The organism is Thainema salinarum CENA647 (assembly GCF_057732415.1).
Map to the genome: position 1 here is coordinate 990,346 of NZ_JBYJZJ010000015.1, position 15,969 is coordinate 1,006,314.

Consider the following 15,969-nt stretch of genomic DNA (forward strand, 5'->3'; position numbering starts at 1 on the left):
GTCGCGGCGGCAAAATAACCTCTTCGGGTTTGAGTGCAAGATGTGAGTTGTTCGCAATTCACCCGCTGCCTTTACTGGGTTATTCACTGACCAACTGCAAAGGGTTGCTAGAAAATTAGAATGCAGTATTATTTGAGAATAATAATCATTTTCATTGGGTCGGGCAATTCACTATGGTCAACACAGCAATCGATATGGTGCCAGTGACCGTTCTTACGGGCTATTTGGGAGCTGGTAAAACGACTTTGCTGAACCGCATCCTCACCCACGAACACGGTAAAAAGGTGGCGGTCATCGTCAACGAGTTTGGAGAAGTGGGTATCGACAATCAGCTCGTGATCGATGCCGATGAAGAAATCTTTGAGATGAATAACGGCTGCATTTGCTGCACGGTTCGGGGTGACTTAATCCGCATTATTGGCAATTTGATGCGACGGCGCGACAAGTTTGACCATTTGGTGATTGAAACCACTGGGCTAGCCGACCCAGCCCCTGTCATCCAAACTTTTTTTGTAGACGAAGATATGCAGGGTCAGCTAAACCTGGATGCGGTGGTGACGGTGGTTGATGCGAAGCACATCCATGACCACTGGGATGCAGACGAGGCTCAAGAGCAGATTGCTTTTGCCGATGTCATTTTGTTAAACAAGACAGATTTGGTCAGTGAGACCGAACTAGCGGATTTATAGCGGTTTGCAAAATTATGCAGTACGCTCGTTTGTACTGCTTTGGTCATGCCTATGCGTCCCCACTCCGCTGATTTACGTCACCGTATCGTCACCCTTTACGAGCAAGGTGAAGGATCCATTCGACAATTAGCCAAGCGCTTTCAAGTGAGTCAAGATAGCGTCCGTCTGCTTGTGAAACAGTATCGAGCTACCGGAAGCATCGCCCCCAAACCCTATGTCGGCGGTCCTCAACCCACGCTTCAAGCCAGTCACCATGAGGTGTTACGGGAGCTAGTAGAAGCGGATAATGATGCCACGTTGGCCCAACTGGCTGAGCGCTTAGCCGCCCGAACCGGCATCCAGGTGAGCGGTAGCACCATCAGTCGCACCCTCAGCAAACTGGGCATCACGCGAAAAAAAAAGTCTCAAGGCCAGTGAGGTCTATAGCGAAGCAAAACAGCAGCAACGCTATGACTACTGGCAAAGCATTCGGAATGTAGCCGTCGAAGATTTGGTGTTTCTTGACGAAACGGGAGTTAACTTGGCCATGGTGTTGCTGTATGCGCGCGCTCAACGAGGTCAACGGGCCTATGCCCAGCAACCGAAAGGCCGTGGCAAAAACCTCACGATCCTCGGTGCCATGAGCCTCAAGGCTGGGTTCCTTGAGGGCCTCAGCTTTACGGGTGGCACGACAGGCGATGTGTTTTTGTGGTTCATCGAAACGCTTCTCTGTCCACTCCTATGGCCGGGAGCGGTCGTGGTGATGGATAATTTGCCTGCCCATAAAGTGGACGGCGTCAGGCAAGCCATTGAGGCCGTGGGGGCACGAGTGATTTATCTGGCTCCTTATTCCCCAGATTTCAATCCGATTGAAAACCTGTGGTCAAAGTTGAAAGGGTATTTGAGAGCCGTTGAGGCACGAACTCCGCAAGCCTTGCATGAGGCGATCGCTCAGGGGCTTTCTCTGATCACCTTAGAAGATGTGCGTCACTGGTTCACCCACGGGTGCTACTGTGCTTAATCAATCTGCACACCGCTATACTTGCACCGGGTGCAAGGGTGATGTCGTAAGCGTTGTACGTCGGCCCGAAGTAGCTACTATTGGCCCGAGTCCCGTCTGCTGAGAATTCAGGTAGGTTGGTTTTACCCAGAATGACGGCTCCTGCTTCTATGAGAGAGGTGACGATTGGCGCACTCGTTTCGGGGATCAAGTCAACTCCGCCTGCTTCGCTGATAAAGCCGGAGTAGCCAGCCGTTGTGGGAAACCCTGCAATATCGACCGCATCTTTGATGACAATTGGTACCCCATGTAGAGGAGAGCGGGGGCCACTGGTTTGATACTCCAGATCCAGAAGCTGAGCTGTTGCGATCGCATCTGGGTTAAAGGCTGTAAAAGCATTATAGGTCGGTTCGTAGGTCTCGATTCGAGCCAGAAACGACTCAGTGAGATCGGCAGATGTAAACAAGCCGGACTCAAATCCGAGTTGAATATCCTGAACGGTCAAGCCAACGACATCAATTTTGCTGGTAAATGTGGCTGCGATGGCTTCGCCGGGAACAAGCGTTCCCATGGCACCAAAAGCTGCCACGGAGATGCTCCGCGTTAAGGTATTACAAGACATTATTTTTCTAATAGAAATCTAAGGGCTTTTGCTGACCATACTGTAATGTCAACGTATTTTTTGTAGCGTGATTGTCTAAATACTAAGCTGATATCTGCTTGATGAGGATAAGTTGCTATTACTGACTTAGTGGCGCAATTGGCTTCAACATCGCTTCAACATCAAAGGGTGCTTTTGCTTTACTTCAGATAGGTTTTCACAAAGTCGAGAATGGCCTTGTAGCCACGAGCCTGGTTCTCCTTTTTCACAAACCCGTGGCCTTCGTCCTCAAAGACGATGTACTCGACTGGGATATCACGAGCCCTAACCGCCTCTACAATTTCATCCGATTCGATTTGCAGCACGCGCGGGTCATTCGCTCCCTGCAAGACCATCAGCGGCTTGACAATGTGCTCTGTGTGAAACAGCGGCGACTTGGCTCTTAAAAATTCCTCGTCATCGAAGTCACCCATTTCCAGTTCAAGGGCTTTGCGACGAGACTCCCACCACGGCGGAATACTTTGCAGCGTCCGTACCCAGTTGGACACGCCAAAGATATCGACCCCAACATCGAATACTTCAGGCCGGAACGCCAGCGCTGCCAGCACCATATAGCCACCATAGCTACCGCCGATGATGCCAATGCGCTGAGGATGGATCAGACCTGTCTCAATCAGCATTTGTTTACTTTCTACCACATCGTCCAGATCCGCTTCACCATGCTTGCGATCGTCCAGGTGGTAGAACGTCTTGCCGTAGCCAGAACTACCGCGGTTATTGATGGCATAAATGGCATAGCCATGATTAACCAGATATTGAATCAGAGCAGAATAGCCCACTCGGCTTTGTCCGCCAGGACCTCCATGTACCCAGACTAAAGCCGGAACTTGAACCGATTCACTGGCCTGATGCGGCAGATAGAGAATGCCAGGAATCTCCAAGTCATCATAGGAGGCAAAACGAACCACGTTGCCTTCAACTAAATCGTTGGGATCGATATTGGGATTGAGCGAATGAGTTAGCCGGATTGGTGCGTCACCATTGAAGTCGTAGACAAAGAGATCGCGAGGCATATTGCTGCTACTGGCATAAAACGCCATCCGATCTTCAGTTGGTGCGATCGCAACCGAGCTAATTTCAGCATTGGGCAACTGAGGTAGCTCAACAGGTGAAAGGCTGACTGCATCATATATTCGGAGTTCAGTCCGGGCATCATTATTAATACTCAGCACCAAATATTTGCCGTGCTTGGATAAAAACATGTTGCTAATATCCCAGCCTGCCGACAAGAGCTGTTGATGGCTACCGCTGGCCAAGTTGTAGCGCATCAAATACAAAAACTCGCTGTTGTGATCGGTGAGGTAATACAAGAACTGACCATCGGGACTGAATCCAGCGGGTCGATGATGAATATCGCCGTCGTGAGCCGTAATATTGTTGAGTTGGCCAGTGTGGCAATCATACAAATAAATATCGCTATTCGCGTTGGTGTCATGTTTTGCGAAGGCAATAGTGCGACGATCTGGGGTGATGTCTTCAAAGTCCAGTCCCTGATTGTTTTCATATATGAGCTGCCGTTGATAGGACGCAGCATTGTACTCATAGACATCAAAAAAGCGCGAATCTCGCTCATTCGTCCCAATAAACCAAGACTGATCATCCTTAGCCCACCCCAGGAACACCGCCTTCAAGTTTTCACCGGGAGTCAGATCAGTTACGGTACCGTCAGGTGCTTGCACATAAATATGACTCAGTTCGTTGCCACCGCGATCGCTTTGATATAAAAAGCGCTCATCTGCTGGGAAGTAAGAAATTGCAAAAATTGAATCGGTGGATGAGTGGGTTAGCTGAATCGTGCTGCCGTCATGGATGCTGAGACGATAGGCATTGTAGATTCCGGAGCGGTCACTACTGACCAACAGGTTGCGCTGATCCAGAGAAAATGATGCACCTACATAGTTGGTTGTGCCTAGAAACTCTTCAATCGTATAGGTTTTGGGGACGTTCATCCGATTGCTCCTGCCGGAGTCAGCATTAAAAGCATTTCAACGATAGCACCGCTATCAATCCACTTGACAGGACAATATCGTATTCTCATTCCTTTGGGGGCTACCGTACCGTCATCGCGCTGCCGCCACCGCGCCGGATTGGTTCTGCCACTGCAGTAAGCGTATGATCTGGAGCGACATAGACACCTGTAGCTGCACCGATCTCGGGCGTAATCTGGAACTGATGTCCCGCCGCTTGTAGCGCTTGGCCAAGAGTGGTTTCTGCAAAACCGGGTTCAACCCACGTCACGCCGCTATTGCGCTGCGACAGCCGCGGAGCAGCAATCGCCTGTTCTAACGGCAAATCAAAATCAATTAAATTGACTGCAATACCCAAAACCGTCGTGATGATCGTCGAGCCACCCGGTGAGCCAAATGCGATCGCACTGCCATCGGGCGCAAAGACAAGCGTTGGAGCCATACTGCTGCGGGGTCGCTTACCCGGTTCTGGCACATTGGGATGCGGGATGTCGATATCAAAGTCGGTCAACTCGTTGTTGAGAATAAACCCGTAGCCAGGTACCACAATCCCTGAGCCACCAATGGATTCCAGCGTGAACGTGTAAGACACTATCATGCCATCGCCATCAACAACCGTCAGATGCGTGGTGGATTGCCCTTTGGGTTCAGCCACCTGGGGAAGTGCCGGAAACGTTGTCAAACTGGGGCTTGGATCTTGCTGGTACGGCAGCGGATTGCCCGGACTGGCTAGATAGTTAGCTTCATCTGCGGGAGCCTGCTCTGGCATGGCTGCGCGACGAGCCGTTGCATAGGCTGGACTGAGAAGACCCACCAATGGCACATCAACATACTCCGGATCTCCGAGATAGGCATTGCGATCGCTAAACGCCAAGCGTTCTGCTTCAATAATCTGGTGCCAGGCTGTTGCAGGTTCCATTGAGCTTAAATCAGCCCCTTCCAGCAGATTCAACGTCTGCGCAACGGTAAACCCGCCACTGCTGGGTAACCCCATGCCATACAGGCGATAACCGCGATATTGGCTGGCCAGAGCAGGCCGCACCCGCACCTGATAGCGATCTAGATCGGATTCGCTCAGGTAGCCGGGCCAAACGGGAAAGGGTGGGTTGGCAACCACAGGGGGTGCCTGTACTGTTTGAGCAATGGCTTGGCTAATCTCCCCACGATAAAATACATTGACACCGTCCTCTGCTAAACGACGGTAAGTCTGCGCAAGATCCGGGTTCCGAAAGGTACTGCCGACTGCGGGCACCTCATCGTTGGGCAAATAAAGCTGCTGTGTACTGGTAAACGCTGCAAAGCGCTCCTGATTGGCACGAATTTGGCTGGCAAAGGTTTCATCCACCGTAAAGCCAGCTTCGGCTAAATCAATGGCGGGTTGTAAGACGGTGGCTAAGGATTGAGTTCCATAGCGACTGAGCGCAGTGGCCCAATTGAGGGGTGTGCCAGGAACGCCAACGGCCAGCCCGCTGGTGACTCGATTGGGGAAGAAAGGCAGCGCTTCCCCTGTGGGACTCTCTAGATCTCGAAACAGATCTGGAGCCACTGCCGCAGGCGCTTCTTCTCGACCATCTAGGGTAATAACCCTGTCACGGTCAGGCTGGTAGATCAGCATAAATCCGCCGCCGCCGATGCCTGCTGAAAAGGGTTCGGTAACGCCCAGCACCGCCGCTGTTGCGATCGCCGCATCAACGGCATTGCCGCCCTTACGTAAGATATCAATTCCAATTTGGGTCGCTCTTTCATCCACGCTCGCGACCGCTCCACCCGTGCCCACAGCAACGGAACGCGGTTGCGATCGCACAGCAGTACTCCACAAGAACGTCACGAAGAGCAAGCAACAGATGCCAATGGCTAAGCTCATCCGAAGCAAGTGCTGATGGCTAGCGCGGAAGACACGAGATTTCATACGACTTTAGAAACGGTAGCAAGATGCTTCAGTATGACATCTTCTCCGAAAAAAACGCGTGGTTAGTTAATCCCATAACCGTCTCGTCCAAAATCTTGCACGCCTATTCCCTATCTAGAGGTTGGAGAGGAGCAGGTGGAAAGTGAGATCGCGGCACTGAACTTCTAATCTCTAGTGGGTCAATTTCGGATATGGCAACGATTATTGTCAGGCTTTCCCCCGCTTATTTCACCCTCCAAAACTATGTGAAATAAGTGAGTTTTGGGGTTTGTGATTGAGGCGATAGGAGATTTTGGAATCGAAGGGAGTGATAGCTGTGCATCGAGTCAGCTTTCTCCGATTTTGGCTGCGCTTCCCAAGATAAGCCTAATGCAGAGAGCGTAACCGATATTCGCGCGGCGAGACTCCAGTCCAACGTTTGAAGGAACGGGCAAAATTGGCGGGATCGGTGTAACCCAGCTCAACGGCAATCTCCAGCAATTTGACATCCGGTTGTTGCAGCAGTGCCACGGCTCGCTTAAACCGCACCTGATCCACCAGTTTTGAATAGGTCAGCCCTGCCTCAGCTAGGTGTCGTTGCAGCGACCGTACACTCAGCCCAGCAGTAGCAGCCACCAGAGTGATATGGGGGCAACCGTAAGGCAGCAGCGATTGCACGAGCTGCTGTAACGAGTCGAAGAACATGTGGGCTGGGGCCGTTTGCCGAAAGACGGCGTAGTCTGGAGAAGTGTTGGGATCATCGCCACTGGCAGTGGGGTTGTAGGGTAAGCTGAGGGCAGAACGAGGAATTTTGATGGCGTTGTAGGGACTCAGAAAGTGAATCGTGGTGCCAACAAAGTCATCCATCGTCAGCAAGGCTCGGCAGGGCAGCCCCTCTAGATGTAACTCGGTGGGCCGCCAGGTTGGCCCCAGCACCTGACGCAGGGCATTGAGGTAAAGACCCAGGTCATAGCGATGATTTTGCAGGTTACTGCCCTGGCCGGGGTTATCGCAGTGAAATTGCCACCAAACCGAGTCGCCGACCCACCGCAGATTAACGTGTTGTCCTGAATTGACCAAGCTCACCGTCTGTTCAATGGTCGTCAGCAGGTCAAACAGAGTGAGGGAGTTTTGCAAAATTTTGCCCAGGGTGCCCAACTTGTGGGCTGGGGTCTGCTTCCCAATGATGAAGCCCAAGGTCTCCAGACCCTCTAGGGCGGCAGCACTTTCGGCGAGGGCGGCCCCTTGATAGAGCGTCATCAGACCGTCTGGATGATCTAAAGTTGCAGGAGACAGGCTAACTTGCTCTAGCAGGCGATTGGTCGGCGCACCCGTTTGATTGAGAAAATCAACTATGGGCAGCAAGAGACAGACTCTGATCAGGGGAATTGTTTTCATTGAGACTCAGAGGGCAAATGGGGTTAAGTAACACGGTTCTAACGTTACGTTGGTAAATTTCCCTGAAAATAGAATATCAGAACTTTGATGATTCTTTGCGGTTTTGGCATGAAATGACTAGAAAACGAAATTTTCTGGTGTTATCACTAAAAAGTAAAGAGCAAGACAAGCTTTTTAAGAGCTAGCCTTTACCGACTCGAGTTCGGTTTTCCAGTGGGTGCGATCGGTATCAGATTGGCTAATCAAGCCCGTTCTGAGGTCAGGTAATCGGCCTGAGCCAGCTTAGGCATAGATCTTGAGGAAGTTTATATGTCTTGCCAGCAGGGCAGTCATGGGGTGATTTGCTGATGATTTTGGCGTGGGTGAGTGCCCAAATCAAAGGCGGAATCTGGACAATTCTTTTGGTAGCTTTGCAAATTCAAAACTAACAAAGTTGCGATTCAAATATTAAGAAAATCTGGTTTTTGATCGATTAGCTAGCCCTGCTGTTAGTCAATTTCGGGATGAACATTTTGTTTCAAATATTGAGTTTAAAGAACTTTTTTCTAATATTTAAAGCCTGTGTTGATTTAGTAATCATGATTAAGAAGAGGATTTACCCATGGACTTAAAAGAATTGCTCAGTAGCTTTGCCCAGATCACGGTGTTTGCCATGATGCTGTCGATGGGTATGGTGCTGGGGTTTGCGGGCATGGGCCGCCTGTGGCGTCGGCCATCGCTGCTGGCACGGTGTCTTTTGGCAGCATTTGTAGTAGTCCCTCTGGCGGCGATGGTGGTGACCAAGGTGCTACCTCTGCCCTTTGAGGTGCGGGCAGGCATTGCGGCGATGGCGGTGATTCCGGGTGCGCCGGTGATTTACCGCAAGATGCTGAAAGGGCCAGGGGATGCGGAGCTAGCGGGAAGTTTTCAGGCGACGATGGCGCTACTGTCAATTGTGCTGGTGCCCCTGTGGTTTGGCATTATTTCGGCGCTGTACCCCACAGTGGCGGCAGCACCGCTGGCGGTGGTATTTAAGCAGGTGATGATGGTGCAGGGCATCCCGCTGTTAGCGGGGGCAGCGATCGCCCAATGGGTGCCCGACCTGGCCGAAGATCTAAATGAACCTCTTAACCGCATCAGCAGCATGATGCTCATCGGTGTGGTGTTGTTAGTCGTGGTGATGGGGCTGTCGCTGGTGCTCAAGGCGGGGCCTCTACCGATTTTTGCAGTGATGCTCATGGCGGCGGCAGGGCTGCTGGCGGGCCACTACCTGGGCGGGACTGACCCCGTGCAGCGGCAGACGTTAGCGATCGCCAATGGTTCGCGCAATGCGGGGCTGGCCCTGGCGCTCATCACCCTCAACTTTCCGACAGTGGCCCAGGAAGTGCTGGTCACCATTGCCGCCTATGCGGTGGTGTCGGCGATCGCCGGAAAGGTCTACACCAACCTCTACCCAAAGCAGTTATCTCGGAGCGCACACCCTCAAGATGCGCCGGGAGTCTAGCCCTGGCGTTTGCACCAGGGACGGTAACTAACACATTTCTATAATTGAGCACTAAGTGAGGATTCTGATGAAATACCCGTTAGGTTTGATCAGTTTAGGCACGACGATGGTGATCGCGCTACTGCTGACCACTCAGGCTAAGGCCGATCCCCTGACCCCGTTAGGAGATGTCGAGGGGCAACCCTCCACTTTAACGAGGGAAGCACCACTACCAGAGATGGCTCTGGAAAGTGTGCCCGAAATCATGGCCGAGGTCGGTGAGCCTGAAGCCGTCGTACCCGCCGCAGATGCAACAGACTCGAACCAGTCGCCTCAACCCCCAGAAATCACCGTCGTTGAGCCAACCGATACTCGTGCCAACGTGAGTCCTGAGAATAGTGACAGGGCCGAGGATGAGGCTCTATTGCTGCTATCAGCATCTACCAGCAGCAACGACCTGCAACCGATCGAGGTACCCTTAGCCAGCGAGAGCGGGTTCCAAAAACCTCTCGCCCAGTCCCTCGACATGGTGCAAATGCCATCGGAATCATCACCGTCAAATCAGTGGCACTTTTTGGCTGTGCCCTACATCTATGTGCCCTTCAATATTTCGGGTTCAGTGACCTTTCAAGGTGAAAGCTTCAGGAACAATTTTGTGGGAGATTTCACCGATCCATCCCGAGATTTTGACTTTAGCCCCAGTGAGATTATCGCAACACTGCGAGACAGCCTAAACTTTGTGTTTTTTAGCGGGTTTGAGGCCTGGACGCCGAACTACAACGTGGGGATTTTAGCCAATTTAGACTACGTTTCCCTATCCAGTGGGAGCACTGTGACCAGGGATGTGCGGATTCCAGGAGCTGCGGCCTTTGTTCCCACCGAGGTAAATGCCAACTTAGATACCCAACTCTGGCGGGGCGATCTAGCGGCCAGCTATCGCTTTTATGATCCAGCGCGGGTGAACCCTGAGGGCATTCGTTCAGAGTACGACCTAGGACCGTTTGTATTTGATGTATCGGGCGGCCTGAGTTTAATCAGCATCAACACTGAGCTGGATCTGAGCACCAATCTGGGTGGAGAGGGACAGTTTGACAGTAGTCGAACCATCGTATCGCCGCTGATCGGCGGACGGGTGCGGTGGAATGTCAACCCTAAATTAGCGGTGATTGGGGCAGGCGGTATCTCTGGATTTGGCATCAGTGGCCTGATGCAGTACGGCATCCAGGGTGGGATTAATTGGATGTTCTCGGGCGACACCACCTTGGGGGCTGGGTATCGCTTTAGCTTCCTCGACTACAACACCGACCAGATCGACCTAGACGTCAACCAGAGCGGCCCCTACCTCAACATCGGCTTCCGCTTCTAGGCGGCGGGGCTTTCGGATGGGTGATGTGATGGCCCCTGAGGGCCAGTCTTTGACCATCGCATCACCCATTCCCATGGCAAACCCATAGACTGCATCACCATTTTCGTGCCCCTTTTTCACAACCTGAATTAACAAAGGACTATCGGTTATGGCCTCCCACGACGCTGTTCAACGGCAGATTCTCCCCATCCCTGACCAAACCCACTTTGGCATTACCACCTACGACGCCAAAGACCCCGATACGAAATATCCCCCGATTCAGGATATCCGTCCGCCAGCGGGTGCTCCCAACGTTCTGGTGGTACTGCTCGACGACGTGGGCTTTGGGGCCTCTAGCGCCTTTGGCGGCCCCTGCTACACCCCCACCTTTGAAAAACTCGCCGGACAAGGGCTGAAGTACACCCACTTCCACACCACTGCCCTTTGTGCCCCACCCGGCAGGCGCTGCTCACCGGGTGCAACCACCACTCCGTCGGCATGAGCAACATCACCGAAACCGCCACCGACGCTCCTGGGTGTCAGCCCGTGGGTACCGGATGGGTAGAAGCCACCCAGCCGATGATTTTCTCGGCGGATGAAACCACCGACATCGGCTATGAATCAGGTACCCCCGTCACCCCCGACTACAGTGCCCACAGCAGCAAGTTCACGGGCAAAATCCACTGGGTGCAGTTGGATGTGGGCAAAGATGACCACGACCACCTGATTTCTACCCGACGAGCGGCTACGGGTAGCGATGGCGCGGCAGTAGAGGCGCTCCAGCCCTCCGATTCCTGCGCTGCCATTGCCTCGGCAATCGGGGGGCTATGACTTCGCAAAAGCGTTGATGGGTACTCACCCTCCGCCCAGCTCCTTAAGCTATACCCCTTTTCATCTGGAGTTGAATCTATGGGTGACCTCAAGATTTACCCCGACGGCGCTCCCTTTACGGGCACCATTGGCCGCACCACAGAGGAATCGGCTTCCGCCTGGCCTGAGCTGCCCCGTGCCCCAGAGGGTGCCCCCAACGTGCTGTTTTTTGTACTGGATGACGTGGGTTACGGGCAGCTTGCCAGCTTTGGCGGTCTGGTCAACACCCCCAATCTGGAGCGACTGGCGAACAACGGTCTGCGCTACACCAACATGCACACCACCGCCCTGTGCTCGCCCTCGCGAGGCTGTCTGCTCACCGGGCGCAACCACCACACTCTGGGGCTGGCCTCCATTACCGAAACTGCCACAGGTTACCCCGGCGACAACGGCATGTTGCCTTTTGATAAGGGGATGCTGAGCGAAATGCTCGTACAGCAGGGCTACAACACCTTCTGCGTGGGCAAGTGGCACCTCACCCTGCCGGAGCACGGCACGGCTGCTGGGCCTTATGATCGCTGGCCCCTGGGGCGCGGGTTTGAGCGCTACTACGGCTTTTTGGGCGGCGACACCAACCAGTGGTACCCGGAACTCACCTACGATAACCACACCGTAGAGCAACCTTCTCAGCCAGAGGACGGCTACCACCTGAACGTTGACTTGGCCGACAAAGCCATTCGGTTCATCCAGGATGCCCACGTCAACGCGCCAGAGAAACCCTTTTTCCTCTACTACGCCACCGGGGCGGGCCATGCCCCCCACCATGTGCCAAAAGAATGGGCGGACAAGTACAGGGGCCAGTTCGACATGGGCTGGGACGAGTATCGCAACCTTGTCCACCAGCGGCAGTTAGCACTGGGCGTCATTCCCCCCGACACCCAGCTATCGGCCCCCGACCCGGATGTGCCCCTGTGGGACAGCCTGCCCGAGGCCGAAAAGCGTCTCTATGCCCGCATGATGGAGGTCTATGCCGGGTTTATAGAGCATACCGACTATCACTTTGGCCGCATTCTCACCTTTCTAGAAGAGATTGGTGAACTGGATAACACCCTGACCATGGTGATCTCTGACAACGGGGCTGGCTCCGAGGGCGGAGCCGGAGGGGGCGGTGAACGAAATATTGTTCTTTAACAACGTGGCGGAGGATTGGGCGGCAAACCTCAAGACGGTAGAGCGCCTGGGCGGCAAAGATGACTACAACCACTACGCCTGGGGCTGGGCCAATGCGGGCAATACCCCCTTCCGTCGTTGGAAACGGGAGACCTACCGGGGCGGCACCACCGCTCCCTGCATCGTCCACTGGCCAGCGGGCATTCAGGCCAGGGGGGAGATGCGATCGCACTATGCCCACGTTATCGACCTGGTGCCCACAGTGCTAGAGGCGATTGGCCTGGAAGCACCCCGCACCCTGCGGGGCGTCACCCAGGCCCCGATCGATGGGGTCAGCTTTGCCCACACCTTTAACCAGTCCGAACTGCCCACCCATCACCATACCCAGTACTTTGAAATGCTCGGCCACCGGGCCATCTACCATGACGGCGGGCGGGCGGTGTGCCCCTGGCCGGGGCCGAGCTGTACTGAGGCCGCCGCCCAGGGTCGGCAGTTGGGTTCCCCGATTGACCACCCGGTGCTACTGGATCTGGAAACTCACCCCTGGGAGCTATACCACGTTGACCAGGACTACTCCGAAACCCGCAACCTGGCGGCGACCCACCGCGACAAGCTGATGGCAATGATCGGTCGCTGGTGGGCCGAGGCGGGCAAGTATCAGGTGCTGCCCATCGACGGCAGCGTTCTGGAGCGCCTTAACCCCCCCCGCTCCACCCCTGTCAGACCGCGCCAGCAGTTTGTCTACTACCCCAACGGGGGACCAATTCCCTTTGCCGCCGCGCCCAAGTTGTACAACCGTCCCTTCAGCATTACCGCTGACGTGGTCATTCCGGCAGCGGGTGCCAAGGGGGTGTTGCTGGCCCAAGGCGGCAGGCTTGGCGGCTACGTGTTCTTTATTCAGAGGGGGAAGCTGCGATTTATCTACAACTATCTGGGCCGCGATCGCTTTGACCTGGCCTCGAACATCCCGGTGCCCGTGGGCGAAGTGACCTTGCGCTACGAGTTTGAGCCGACAGGTAAACCTAACTTTGCGGTGGGTAAGGGGGTGCCCGCCCTGGGGCAGATCTACATCAATGACACCCTCGTGGGAGCGGTGCAAATGCCCCACAGCGTGCCGCATATGTTCGGCACCGAGGGCCTGACCTGCGGCTATGACGGCGGCGATCGCGTTGCCCCTAAGGAGTATGCCGATGCCTTTGCCTTCACGGGGACGTTGAAGCGGGTGACGCTGGACATTTCCGGTGACCTGATTCCCGATGCGGAGCACGCCATGAAGGTGGCGATGGCGCGGCAGTAGGGTTTTCTCTAGATCTCGGAGTTCTTAAAGAACTCCGAGATCTAAAACGCCAAAACCATCTTTCTTTAGCGAGAACTATGATGAACAACTCTCATTTTCTACAGCAAGTCGGCGGGGGATGTCTGGCCCTCGGTATGGTTCTGAGCGTGGGTGAGATCGCGCCTGCCGAAGCCCAGGACCTCGACCCCAACGCGACCGAAGTCCTGCAATTTATGTCAGACTACCTGGCTGACACTGAAGCCTTTAGCGTCAACGCCGACATTGATTTTGAAATCATCGCCCGCACGGGGCAAAAGCTGCAATTCAGCAGCTATGCCACCCTGATGATGCAGCGGCCCACGGGGTTGTTTATCCAGCGGCGGGGGCCATTGGCCGATGCCGAAATTTTCTTTGACGGCGGCCAGATTACCCTGTTTGGGCGGCGGATTAATGCCTATGCCGAGATTCCCCTCAGCGGTACCATCGACGATGCCATCCGCACCATGGAAGCCGAGACGGGCCTGCCCTTTCCGGGGGCGGATCTGATGTTTGCCGATCCTTTCGCGGTGCTATCGGATGGGGTGGAGAGCAGCACCTACCTGGGCACTGCCTACATCGATGGCGTAGAAGTGCATCACTTAGCTTTCCGCGAAGCTGATGTGGACTGGCAGCTCTGGGTGCAGACGGGCGACATCCCCCTGCCCATGAAGTATGTGATCACCACCAAGTGGGTGACGGGTGCGCCGGAATATTCCATTCGCCTGCGCGACTGGAACACCAGCCCGCAGCTGGCCCGCGATCGCTTTACCTTCACCCCGCCAGCGGGAGCCACGCTGCTGGAAGCCCTGCCCCCCAGCGAACTCGAAGATTATCAAGAGGCTCAATAAATCATGCAACTGCAACCGATCAAATTCATCATTTTGAGCACCGTCGCCCTGCTGGCGGCGGGCACCGTGGCCGATGGGCTGTTTAACAGCGGCCTGGTGACCCAGCGGGCCGCCGCCGTGGTGGGTAGACCCGCCACCCCCGTCAGTGTTGCCGGAACCGCCCGACGCACCACCCGGCGAGTAATTCGGCGATCGACTATTTACGTCGCCAGCCTGCCGGGAAACTGTTCCACCGTGATCATCGAAGGGGTCAGTCTTTACTCTTGCGGCGGCACCTATTACGAGCCCTACGGCAATCAGTACGTCGTGGTGTATGTGGACTAGGTGACTGATTTCTCCAGCCACCATTCCGGTGGTCGTATCCCGCACCCTCAATATTCTCACCAGTCAGACAAAGCCTGTTAGGAGCGATCGCACCCATGCAAAACTACCCCAAAATCTCTGGTCCTAAACAATCGCTGCTGCTGCTGGCGGGTACCGCAGTCGGCGTGGCGCTCATCCTGGTGATTCTCACCCAGTTGCCCCTGGGGGCTGCTGCCGTGGCGAGTTCCCTGGGGTTGGCCAGTTTGATTGTGGCCTGCGCCTACATCGTCAAGCCTCTGTACTGGTGGATTGGGGTCGGGGCGATCGCAGGCATGCTCATTGGCCTGGGCGGCATTATGGCTGGGCATTTAGCCGCCGAAAAAGAGCCGATTGATTTATCCCTGCGCCTGATTATGGTGGTAGGCCAGGCCCTGGCCGGGCTCATTTCTGGAGTGCTGCTGGGTCGCCGCATTCCCCAGGCCCACCTGCCCACCCTGAAAGACTTTATCTCTAGCCTCAGCGCTGTCACCGTCAGCCTCTATGCCCTGATCGTCACCGGGCGCTTCATTGTCGATGGGCTAGACCCCGCCCGCACCCTCTCCAGTCGCCTGAGTGTTTCGACCACGATCTTAATCACCCTGCTGGCCCTACCCGGAGCCCTGGGCTACCTGCTCAGCCAACGCCGCCCGACCCCAGCCAGCCCTGGGAATACCCATAACCTGCACCCAGGAGGATAGCCACCATGCAATTTTCGATGATCTATGCCGACGACCAGGGCGAGACCCACTTTGGCATTTCTGACCTTCCCGAACAGGAATTAGCCGTGGGCCCCCCGCCCAACCCCCCTGGGCAGATGAGCGACTTTGGGGTCGTTACTACCATGTGCGCGATCGCGTTTCCAGCCGGAACGGAAGCCCCCGCCCACAATGCCCCCCAACCCTATGTGGTCATCGTCCTATCGGGTGAAGGTGAAGTCGCCACCAGCGATGGCGAAGCCCGACGATTTCACTCCGGCGAGGTACTGTTCTGCAACGACCTCACTGGCAAAGGCCACGTGACACGAGCAATTACCGACCTCCGGCTGGCCTTCGTCAATCGGCCCAATGCCTGACACCTTTACCAGGTGTTGATCAC

General features: G+C 54.9%; 16 protein-coding genes and 1 pseudogene. 13 read left to right on the forward strand and 4 right to left on the reverse strand.

From position 1 onward, the window contains the following. Window positions 1-173 precede the first annotated feature (173 nt). The 3 genes and pseudogenes from AC286M_RS06250 to AC286M_RS06260 form a co-directional block, all read left to right on the forward strand. Window positions 174-689 carry a CobW family GTP-binding protein gene (locus AC286M_RS06250; RefSeq protein WP_488203553.1) on the forward strand — a complete coding sequence of 172 codons (516 nt, stop codon included), beginning with the start codon at window positions 174-176 and terminating at the stop codon, window positions 687-689. Between the two features lie 45 nt (window positions 690-734). Further along, window positions 735-1,106 (forward strand): helix-turn-helix domain-containing protein, encoded by a 372-nt coding sequence (locus AC286M_RS06255; RefSeq protein ID WP_488202941.1) that lies wholly within the window; start codon window positions 735-737, stop codon window positions 1,104-1,106. A gap of 22 nt (window positions 1,107-1,128) precedes the next feature. Continuing rightward, window positions 1,129-1,689 (forward strand): annotated as a pseudogene (locus AC286M_RS06260) (IS630 family transposase); the annotation flags it as partial. Here the strand turns inward: AC286M_RS06260 and AC286M_RS06265 are convergent. From AC286M_RS06265 to AC286M_RS06280, 4 genes are all read right to left on the reverse strand, one after another. Continuing rightward, on the reverse strand, window positions 1,664-2,239 hold the full coding sequence (locus AC286M_RS06265) for an amidase family protein (RefSeq protein WP_488203554.1): 576 nt from the start codon (window positions 2,237-2,239) through the stop codon (window positions 1,664-1,666). The pseudogene AC286M_RS06260 and the gene AC286M_RS06265 sit on opposite strands and share 26 nt — an antisense overlap. Before the next feature lie 230 nt (window positions 2,240-2,469). Next, the gene (locus AC286M_RS06270) at window positions 2,470-4,278 is read right to left on the reverse strand and encodes an alpha/beta hydrolase family protein (protein WP_488203555.1); all 1,809 of its coding nucleotides are present in this window, start codon (window positions 4,276-4,278) and stop codon (window positions 2,470-2,472) included. A gap of 100 nt (window positions 4,279-4,378) precedes the next feature. Continuing rightward, the gene (gene ggt / locus AC286M_RS06275) at window positions 4,379-6,205 is read right to left on the reverse strand and encodes a gamma-glutamyltransferase (protein ID WP_488203556.1); all 1,827 of its coding nucleotides are present in this window, start codon (window positions 6,203-6,205) and stop codon (window positions 4,379-4,381) included. A 366-nt stretch (window positions 6,206-6,571) separates the two neighbouring features. Continuing rightward, the gene (locus AC286M_RS06280; RefSeq protein ID WP_488203557.1) at window positions 6,572-7,582 is read right to left on the reverse strand and encodes a helix-turn-helix domain-containing protein; all 1,011 of its coding nucleotides are present in this window, start codon (window positions 7,580-7,582) and stop codon (window positions 6,572-6,574) included. A 601-nt stretch (window positions 7,583-8,183) separates the two neighbouring features. Between AC286M_RS06280 and AC286M_RS06285 the strand changes: the two genes are divergently transcribed. The 10 genes from AC286M_RS06285 to AC286M_RS06330 all read left to right on the forward strand — a co-directional run bounded on the left by AC286M_RS06285 (window position 8,184) and on the right by AC286M_RS06330 (window position 15,946). Next, entirely contained in the window at window positions 8,184-9,065 is an 882-nt protein-coding gene (locus AC286M_RS06285) for a bile acid:sodium symporter family protein (protein WP_488203558.1), read from the forward strand. Window positions 9,066-9,132: 67 nt separating this feature from the next. Further along, window positions 9,133-10,410: a porin family protein gene (locus tag AC286M_RS06290; protein ID WP_488203559.1), complete on the forward strand. Its 1,278-nt coding sequence runs from the start codon at window positions 9,133-9,135 to the stop codon at window positions 10,408-10,410. Between the two features lie 148 nt (window positions 10,411-10,558). Then, entirely contained in the window at window positions 10,559-10,891 is a 333-nt protein-coding gene (locus tag AC286M_RS06295; protein WP_488203560.1) for a sulfatase-like hydrolase/transferase, read from the forward strand. After that, window positions 10,834-11,220: a hypothetical protein gene (locus tag AC286M_RS06300; protein ID WP_488203561.1), complete on the forward strand. Its 387-nt coding sequence runs from the start codon at window positions 10,834-10,836 to the stop codon at window positions 11,218-11,220. The genes AC286M_RS06295 and AC286M_RS06300 overlap by 58 nt, the downstream gene beginning before the upstream one ends. 78 nt (window positions 11,221-11,298) lie before the next feature. Beyond that, window positions 11,299-12,390, forward strand: coding sequence for a sulfatase-like hydrolase/transferase (locus AC286M_RS06305; protein WP_488203562.1), 1,092 nt, complete (start codon window positions 11,299-11,301; stop codon window positions 12,388-12,390). Next, entirely contained in the window at window positions 12,368-13,666 is a 1,299-nt protein-coding gene (locus AC286M_RS06310) for an alkaline phosphatase family protein (RefSeq protein WP_488203563.1), read from the forward strand. Before AC286M_RS06305 ends, AC286M_RS06310 begins: the two co-directional genes overlap by 23 nt. Before the next feature lie 77 nt (window positions 13,667-13,743). Next, a complete protein-coding gene (locus tag AC286M_RS06315; protein ID WP_488203564.1) occupies window positions 13,744-14,532 on the forward strand; it encodes a DUF2092 domain-containing protein in 789 nt (262 codons plus the stop codon). 3 nt (window positions 14,533-14,535) lie between these two features. Continuing rightward, window positions 14,536-14,856 (forward strand): DUF6515 family protein, encoded by a 321-nt coding sequence (locus tag AC286M_RS06320; RefSeq protein ID WP_488203565.1) that lies wholly within the window; start codon window positions 14,536-14,538, stop codon window positions 14,854-14,856. Window positions 14,857-14,951: 95 nt separating this feature from the next. Then, window positions 14,952-15,572 (forward strand): hypothetical protein, encoded by a 621-nt coding sequence (locus AC286M_RS06325; RefSeq protein WP_488203566.1) that lies wholly within the window; start codon window positions 14,952-14,954, stop codon window positions 15,570-15,572. A gap of 5 nt (window positions 15,573-15,577) precedes the next feature. Continuing rightward, window positions 15,578-15,946, forward strand: coding sequence for a cupin domain-containing protein (locus tag AC286M_RS06330; RefSeq protein ID WP_488203567.1), 369 nt, complete (start codon window positions 15,578-15,580; stop codon window positions 15,944-15,946). The last annotated feature ends 23 nt before the right edge of the window (window positions 15,947-15,969 follow it).